The organism is Actinoplanes sp. NPDC051405 (assembly GCF_055586185.1).
The window spans coordinates 790,395-798,253 of record NZ_JBVJIR010000001.1 but is presented as its reverse complement, the minus strand read 5'-3'; the positions used below and the strand labels follow the sequence as shown (position 1 = coordinate 798,253).

Annotated in this window: 7 protein-coding genes; 4 read left to right on the top strand and 3 right to left on the bottom strand. The window is 69.7% G+C overall.

Annotated features, from left to right (window positions below; genetic code table 11):
• Positions 1 to 173: 173 nt before the first annotated feature.
• Genes ACZ6S4_RS03705 through ACZ6S4_RS03695 form a run of 3 tightly spaced genes read right to left on the bottom strand, consistent with a single transcriptional unit; the run spans position 174 to position 1,541 of the window.
• Positions 174 to 497 (bottom strand): DUF3140 domain-containing protein, encoded by a 324-nt coding sequence (locus tag ACZ6S4_RS03705; protein WP_465473380.1) that lies wholly within the window; start codon positions 495 to 497, stop codon positions 174 to 176.
• A complete protein-coding gene (locus ACZ6S4_RS03700; protein WP_360547849.1) occupies positions 490 to 705 on the bottom strand; it encodes a hypervirulence associated TUDOR domain-containing protein in 216 nt (71 codons plus the stop codon). Before ACZ6S4_RS03700 ends, ACZ6S4_RS03705 begins: the two co-directional genes overlap by 8 nt.
• 17 nt (positions 706 to 722) lie before the next feature.
• The gene (locus ACZ6S4_RS03695; protein WP_465473379.1) at positions 723 to 1,541 is read right to left on the bottom strand and encodes a class I SAM-dependent methyltransferase; all 819 of its coding nucleotides are present in this window, start codon (positions 1,539 to 1,541) and stop codon (positions 723 to 725) included.
• A 355-nt stretch (positions 1,542 to 1,896) separates the two neighbouring features.
• Here ACZ6S4_RS03695 and rpsA point away from each other — a divergent pair, with 355 nt between their 5' ends.
• The 4 genes from rpsA to ACZ6S4_RS03675 all read left to right on the top strand — a co-directional run bounded on the left by rpsA (position 1,897) and on the right by ACZ6S4_RS03675 (position 7,598).
• Positions 1,897 to 3,417 carry a 30S ribosomal protein S1 gene (gene rpsA, locus ACZ6S4_RS03690; RefSeq protein WP_465473378.1) on the top strand — a complete coding sequence of 507 codons (1,521 nt, stop codon included), beginning with the start codon at positions 1,897 to 1,899 and terminating at the stop codon, positions 3,415 to 3,417.
• Between the two features lie 89 nt (positions 3,418 to 3,506).
• Complete coding sequence (gene coaE / locus ACZ6S4_RS03685) at positions 3,507 to 4,706, top strand: dephospho-CoA kinase (protein WP_465473377.1); 1,200 nt, start codon at positions 3,507 to 3,509, stop codon at positions 4,704 to 4,706.
• 379 nt (positions 4,707 to 5,085) lie between these two features.
• Complete coding sequence (gene uvrB / locus ACZ6S4_RS03680) at positions 5,086 to 7,203, top strand: excinuclease ABC subunit UvrB (RefSeq protein WP_465473376.1); 2,118 nt, start codon at positions 5,086 to 5,088, stop codon at positions 7,201 to 7,203.
• A gap of 5 nt (positions 7,204 to 7,208) precedes the next feature.
• On the top strand, positions 7,209 to 7,598 hold the full coding sequence (locus tag ACZ6S4_RS03675) for an ester cyclase (RefSeq protein WP_465473375.1): 390 nt from the start codon (positions 7,209 to 7,211) through the stop codon (positions 7,596 to 7,598).
• Positions 7,599 to 7,859: the final 261 nt, after the last annotated feature.

Below are 7,859 nucleotides of genomic sequence, written 5' to 3'. Positions count from 1 at the left end.
ATGGCTCCGCAAGCGTGCGATGGCTCCGCAAGCGTGCGATGGCTCCGCAAGCGTGCGATGGCTCCGCAAGCGTGCGATGGCTCCGCAAGCGTGCGATGGCTCCGCAAGCGTGCGATGGCTCCGCAAGCGTGCGATCGGCCGGCCGGCACCCGCGACGAGGCGGACCCTTGGGTCTACTTCTTCAACGGGTCGTGGCCCCAGTTCATCAACGAGTACCGCCACTTCGTTTCCTTGATGTCGCCGTTCGGGCGCTGGGCCAGGTGCCGGTGGACGTACCCGGCCACCTTGCGCATGTGGGCCTCGTCCTCCTCCGTCAGGTCGCCCTTGCGGGTGTGCAGCAGCTTGATGATCTTCCGGCCCGAGTCGTGGCCCACCGATTCCGCGTTCTCCGACTTCTTCTGGCCGACCTCGCGCGACTCTTCCGTCTTCAGCCACTTCTCCAGCTCGCCGGCCGTCATGTTCACCGCCGCGCGGAAGTCCTCGTACACGTCAGTCACGGTGCAGCGCCCCCGGCTTGTGCACCGCTTCGCGGCCGGTCTTGTCGCTCTTGACCTTGTACTGCGGGTCGTCCTTCGACGCGTCGACCGTGCGGCCCGCCGCTTCCGTGCGCTTGGTGATCTTCTGCTCGACCTCGCCCTCGACCTTCTGACCGTGGCTGCTCCACGACACGTGGTCGCCCTTGCTGAGGTTCTCGTCATGTGCCATGAGCTGCGGATACCCGGCTAGGAGGGCAAGTAACTCACGAAGATCGCGGTGCCCGGGAACAGCCTGCCGCGCAGCGGGCTCCACTGGCCCCAGATCTGGTCGTGGCCCTCCGGCCATTCCGGCTCGACCAGGTCCGTCAGCACGAAGCCGGCCGCGACCAGCTCGCGGATCCGGTCGCCCAGGGTGCGGTGCTGCTCAACATAAGTTGGCACGCCGTCGGCGTCCTGTTCCACGTACGGCCGGCGGTCGAAATACGGGTGCACGGCCAGCAGGCCGTCCTCGCCCGGTTCGTCGAGGAAGATCCATCGCATCGGGTGGGTGAGCGAGAACACCCATTTTCCGCCCGGCTTCAGCACCCGGGCCACCTCGCGCATCACCGCGCCCGAGTCGGCCACGAACGGGATCGCGCCGAACGCCGTGCAGACCACGTCGAACGAGGACGTGGCGAACGGCAGGGCCAGCGCGTCGGCCTGGACCAGCGGCACCCGTACCCCTGAGCGCTCGGCCGCCTCGCGGGCGTGCCGCAGCATGCCCGCCGACAGGTCCAACGCGACCGCGTCGGCACCTTGTCCGTCCAGCCAGCGGGCGCCGGCCGCCGCTCCCGCGCCCAGCTCCAGGATCCGTTTGCCGCGCACCTCGCCGAGCAGGCGCGCGTCGGCCTCCCGCAGGCCCTCCGGGCACCAGACGAAATCCACGTCGCCCAGGAACTTGCCGTGCTCGTCCTGGTAGTCGTCCGCGTCCAGGTCCCACCAGTGCCGGCTGGCGACCCGGCTCTCCGCATCGGTCACCGCCCGGCGCAGGGTGCCGGCCACGGCGGTTGGTTGCGCTTCGATCACGCCCAAACGGTACGGGGACCGTACGACACTTCCCGTCCGAGGCTTCAAGACCGCTCCCCGAGCGCTCAAAACGCCACAAAAAGGCCGCTCAGAGCGGTTCCGCGGGAACAATGTGCCTCGGTCATCAGGAGGCCTTGCAACCTGTGGTAATGCGCACGGTAAGCTAGTCGATGCACTCGCGGATCGTGTGCCTCGGCAGGGAGCAGGTTCCGCAAGTCGTCGGTCCCAGCATGATCCTGCTCGCTTGATCTGACTCCAGTTGTCGTGATCACCGGATGTTCGTGCTGTGTCCGCCGTCAGTTCCGTGAGGGCGAGAGAGACACCACGACACCATCCGTTCGGAGCAACAGTCCACATGACGAGCAGCATCGAGGCCACCTCGAGCGCCAACAAGGTCACCGTCGACGATCTCGGCTCGGAGGAAGCATTCCTCGCAGCCATCGACGAGACCATCAAGTACTTCAACGACGGCGACATTGTCGAAGGCACCGTCGTCAAGGTCGATCGGGACGAGGTCCTGCTCGACATCGGCTACAAGACCGAGGGCGTCATCCCCTCGCGCGAGTTGTCGATCAAGCATGACGTGGACCCCGCGGAAGTGGTGTCGGTCGGTGACCACATCGAAGCCCTCGTCCTCACCAAGGAGGACAAGGAAGGTCGCCTGATCCTCTCGAAGAAGCGTGCGCAGTACGAGCGCGCGTGGGGCACGATCGAGAAGATCAAGGAGGACGACGGCGTCGTGCGCGGCTCCGTCATCGAGGTCGTCAAGGGCGGCCTCATCCTCGACATCGGTCTCCGCGGCTTCCTCCCGGCCTCGCTGGTCGAGATGCGCCGCGTGCGCGACCTGCAGCCGTACGTGGGCCGCGAGCTCGAAGCCAAGATCATCGAGCTGGACAAGAACCGCAACAACGTGGTCCTGTCCCGCCGGGCCTGGCTCGAGCAGACGCAGTCCGAGGTTCGCACCGAGTTCCTCAACAAGCTGCAGAAGGGCCAGGTCCGCAAGGGCGTCGTGTCCTCCATCGTCAACTTCGGTGCCTTCGTGGACCTGGGTGGCGTGGACGGCCTCGTGCACGTCTCCGAGCTCTCCTGGAAGCACATCGACCACCCGTCCGAGGTCGTCGAGGTCGGCCAGGAGGTCGAGGTCGAAGTGCTCGACGTCGACCTGGACCGCGAGCGCGTCTCGCTGTCGCTGAAGGCGACCCAGGAAGACCCGTGGCGCCAGTTCGCCCGCACCCACGCGATCAACCAGATCGTGCCGGGCAAGGTCACCAAGCTGGTTCCGTTCGGTGCGTTCGTCCGCGTGGACGACGGCATCGAGGGCCTGGTGCACATCTCCGAGCTGGCCGAGCGGCACGTCGAGCTGCCCGAGCAGGTCGTCCAGGTGGGCTCCGACGTCATGGTCAAGGTCATCGACATCGACCTCGAGCGTCGCCGGATCTCGCTGTCGCTCAAGCAGGCGAACGAGAACTTCGTCGAGGGCGAGGAGCACTTCGACCCGACCCTCTACGGCATGGCGGCGACGTACGACAACGAGGGCAACTACATCTACCCGGAGGGCTTCGACCCCGAGACGGGTGAGTGGCTCGAGGGCTTCGACAAGCAGCGCGAGGCGTGGGAGAAGCAGTACGCCGACGCTCGCGAGCGCTGGGAGGCCCACACCAAGCAGGTGCAGGCGTCCCGCGAGGCCGACGCCGAGGCCGCGCTCAACCCGGCTCCGGCCGGTGGCGTGACCACCTCGTCGTCCACCTCCACCTCCACCACGTCGACGAGCTCCACCGCGGGCCCGGCGCGTGCGGCGGAGGAGCCGGCCGGCACGCTGGCCACCGACGAGGCGCTCGCCGCTCTGCGCGAGAAGCTCGCCGGCGGCAAGGCCTGAGGTTCAGCGCCTGGCACGCTAGCTAGTTGATCGGTCCGCAGGGCCGTCCGCGATTTCGGTCGCGGGCGGCCCTTCGGCATACTTGCCCGGTGTTGAAGGTCGGTCTCACCGGAGGAATCGGCGCGGGCAAGAGCGCCGTCGCCCAGCGCCTGGTCGCCCGCGGCGCGGTGCTCATCGACGCCGACCGGCTGGCTCGCGAGGTGGTCGCGGCCGGCACGGACGGCCAGGCCGCGGTCATCGAGGCCTTCGGCCCGGCGGTGCTCGGCCCGGACGGCGAGCTCGACCGGCCGGCGCTGGGCGCGCGGGTCTTCGGCGACGAAGCGGCCCGGCGCCGCCTCGAGAGCATCATTCACCCCCGGGTACGCGCCCGTACGGCGGAACTGACCGCGGCCGCCGCCCCGGACGCGATCGTGGTCAACGACGTCCCGCTGCTGGTCGAGACGGGGCTGGCGGCGTCGTACCACCTGGTTGTCGTGGTCGACGCGGACCGGGAGACCCGGGTCCGGCGGCTGGTGGAGAGCCGTGGCATGAGCGCCGAGCAGGCCGCCTCCCGGATCGCCGCGCAGGCCGACGACGCCGTCCGGCGCGACGCCGCTGACGTGGTGCTGACCAACGACGGTGGTCTCGACGAGCTGGACGCGCGGGTCGAGCGCCTGTGGCAGGACCGGCTGCGCCCGTACGAGAAGAATCTGCGACTCGGCCGCCATGCCCCGGCCGATGGAGTGCTCCGCGTCGTACCCCCGGATCCGACCTGGCCCCGGCAGGCGCAGCGGGTGATCGACCGGATCCGGCACGCCCTGGCGCCGCAGCTCGGCGGCGCCGCCGACGTCGCGCACATCGGATCGACGGCCGTGCCCGGCCTGCCCGCGAAGGACCTGCTGGATCTCATGCTGGCCGTGCCGACCCTGGCCGAGGCCGACCGGCTCGCCGCGGCGCTCGGGGCCGCGGGCCTGCCGCGGCGGGCGGGCGACTGGTACGACAACGCCCGCGGCGTGCCCGGCCGGACCTGGCCGAAGCGGTTGCACGGCAGCGCCGACCCGGGACGGCCGGTCAATCTGCACGTACGGGTGACGGGCTCGCCGGGCTGGCGGTTCGCGCTGCTGATGCGGGATCACCTGCGCGCGGTGCCGGCCGCCCGGGACGCATATGCGCAGGCCAAGCAGGAGTGGGCGGCGCAGCACCGGGACGTGGAGGGCTACGCGGAGGCGAAGGAGCCCTGGTTCGACGCGGAGGCGGCCGCGGCCGACGCCTGGGCACAGTCGAGCGGCTGGCAGCCGCCGAGGTCCTAGCGGCCGGCCGATTCTCCCGGCCCGGCCCGGCGGCGTCCGGATGGGTCGCCGGCCTTTGAGTAGAGCGGCGGCGTCCGGACGGGTCGCCGCCGGTCCGGACAGTAAGGGGCGCTCGCGGCGGCCGGTTCGCGCGGTTGCGCGACCATCGCGGATGCGCGCGCCGGACGAGCCGGGGCAGCAATCCACGGGCCGGCCCGGGCGCACCGTGTGATGGTGCCGGACCGGGCCGGACGGCCGCCGCGAGCGGCCTACCCGATCACCGTATAGCCGCAGGTGAACGCAGGACAATGCCGTTTCCCGGGGCCGAATGTGCACTCTGCGAACAGGGTCACCCGGCGCCCGCGGAAACTTGTCACACCCGCGACGTACGGTGGTCTGCATGGCGCTCGACATCCCACGACTCGACGGCCGCTTCGAGGTCGTCAGCGACTACAAACCCGCCGGTGACCAGCCCACGGCCATCGCCGAGCTGGAGCGCCGGGTGCGCCGCGGCGACCGCAACACGGTGCTGCTCGGCGCGACCGGCACCGGCAAGAGCGCCACCACCGCCTGGCTCATCGAGAAGCTGCAGCGGCCGGCGCTGGTGATGGCCCCCAACAAGACCCTGTGCGCCCAGCTCGCCAAGGAGTTCCGCGAGCTGATGCCCAATAACGCGGTCGAATACTTCGTCAGTTACTACGACTACTACCAACCCGAGGCGTACATCGCCCAGTCCGACACCTACATCGAGAAGGACTCGTCGGTCAACGAGGAGGTCGAGCGGCTGCGGCACTCGGCCACCATGTCCCTGCTCACCCGGCGCGACGTGATCGTGGTGGCGACCGTGAGCGCGATCTACGGCCTCGGCACCCCGCAGGAGTACGTCGAGCAGGCGGTCAAGATCAAGGTCGGCCAGGAGTGGGACCGCGACAAGCTGCTGCGCCGCCTGGTCGACATCCGGTACGCCCGCAACGACATGGCTTTCCAGCGGGGCACCTTCCGGGTCCGGGGGGACACCTTGGAGATCATCCCGGCCTACGAGGAGCTGGCGGTCCGCGTCGAGCTGTTCGGCGACGAGATCGAGAAGCTCTACTATCTGCACCCGCTGACCGGCGACATCGTCCGCGAGGTCGACGAGCTGATCATCTTCCCGGCGACGCACTACGCGGCCGGCCCGGAGCGGATGGAGCGGGCGATCCGCGACATCGAGGCCGAGTTGGCCGAGCGGCTCGCCGAGCTGGAACGCCAGGGCAAGCTCCTGGAGTCGCAGCGGCTGCGGATGCGCACGACCTACGACATCGAGATGATGCGCCAGGTCGGCTTCTGCAACGGCATCGAGAACTACTCCATGCACATGGACGGCCGGTCGCCCGGCGAGCCGTCGCACACCTTGCTGGACTACTTCCCGGACGACTACCTCACCGTCATCGACGAGTCGCACGTGACGATCCCGCAGATCGGCGGCATGTACGAGGGCGACGCCTCCCGCAAGCGCATCCTGATCGAGCACGGCTTCCGGCTGCCCAGTGCCGCCGACAACCGGCCGCTGCGCTTCGACGAGTTCCTCGAGCGGGTCGGGCAGATGGTGTTCCTGTCCGCGACGCCCGGCCCGTGGGAGATGGGCCAGGCCCAGGGCGAGTTCGTCGAGCAGATCATCCGGCCGACCGGCCTGGTCGACCCGCAGGTGGTGGTGAAGCCGACCAAGGGCCAGATCGACGACCTGATGCACGAGATCAAGCTGCGCACCGAGAAGGACGAGCGGGTCCTGGTCACCACGCTGACCAAGAAGATGGCCGAGGACCTCACCGACTACCTGCTGGAGAACGGCATCCGGGTCCGCTACCTGCACTCCGAGGTCGACACGCTGCGCCGCGTCGAGCTGCTCAAGGAGCTGCGCAAGGGCGACTACGACGTACTGGTCGGCATCAACCTGCTCCGCGAGGGCCTCGACCTGCCCGAGGTGTCGCTGGTGGCGATCCTCGACGCGGACAAGGAGGGCTTCCTGCGCAGTGGCCGCTCCCTGATCCAGACGATCGGCCGCGCGGCCCGCAACGTCTCCGGCGAGGTCCACATGTACGCCGACAAGATGACCCCGTCCATGCGCGACGCGATCGAGGAGACCGACCGCCGCCGGGAGAAGCAGGTCGCCCACAACAAGGCGAACGGCATCAGCCCGGAGCCGCTGCGCAAGAAGATCCACGACATCCTGGACGACATCTACCGCGAGGCCGAGGACACCGACGCGGCGGTCGGCGGTCAGCTGGTGGGCGGTGGCGGCCGGCAGATGTCACGCGGCAAGGGCCCGGTGCCGGAGACCCGGTCGAAGGCCCGCGCGAGCTCGGTGCCGGCCCGCGAGGGCATGGCCCGGGCGGAGCTCGCCCAGCTGATCCAGGACCTCAACGACCAGATGCTGGCCGCGGCCCGCGAGCTGCAGTTCGAGCTGGCGGCCCGGATCCGCGACGAGGTCCAGGAGCTGAAGAAGGAGCTCCGCGGCATGGACATGACCGGGGTGCGCTGAGGACCATGCAGCGATCGGAGGCGGAGGCGTTCTACCGCGAGTACAACGCGGCCTGCAACGCCCACGCCTTCGATCGCCTGTCCGGGTTCGTGGCCGAGGACGTCCTGGTCAACGACCAGCCGCAGGGCCTGACGGCGTACGTGGCGGGTCTGCGTGAGGTGGTCCGGGCGTTTCCCGACTACCGCTGGGAGGTCCGCGGTCTGCTGATCGACGGCGACAGGATCGCGGCGCACTTCGTGGATACCGGGACTCACCGGGGTGAGTTTCTGGGGGTGGCGCCGACGGGGCGCAGGATTTCGACGCGGGAGTTCGCGGTCTACGAGCTGGAGGCGGGCCGGATCGCCCGGGTGTGGGTGGCGGCGGACAACCTGGCGGTGCTCGACCAGCTCCGCTGATTGCCGCGCGGCGCTTTCACGGGTGTTGCCCGTTGCGGGCTGCTGGCGCTTTCCCGGGCGTTGCCCGTTGCGGGCTGCTGGCGCTTTCCCGGGCGTTGCCCGTTGCGGGCTGCTGGCGCTTTCCCGGGCGTTGCCCGTTCCGGGCCGCTGGCGCCTTCCCGGGCGCTGGCCGCTCCGGGCGCTGGCCGCTCCGGGCGTTGCCCGCTCCGGGCCGTTGTCCGCCCGCTGCCCGTCCTGGAGTCGCGGGCGGCTGCTGCTGGT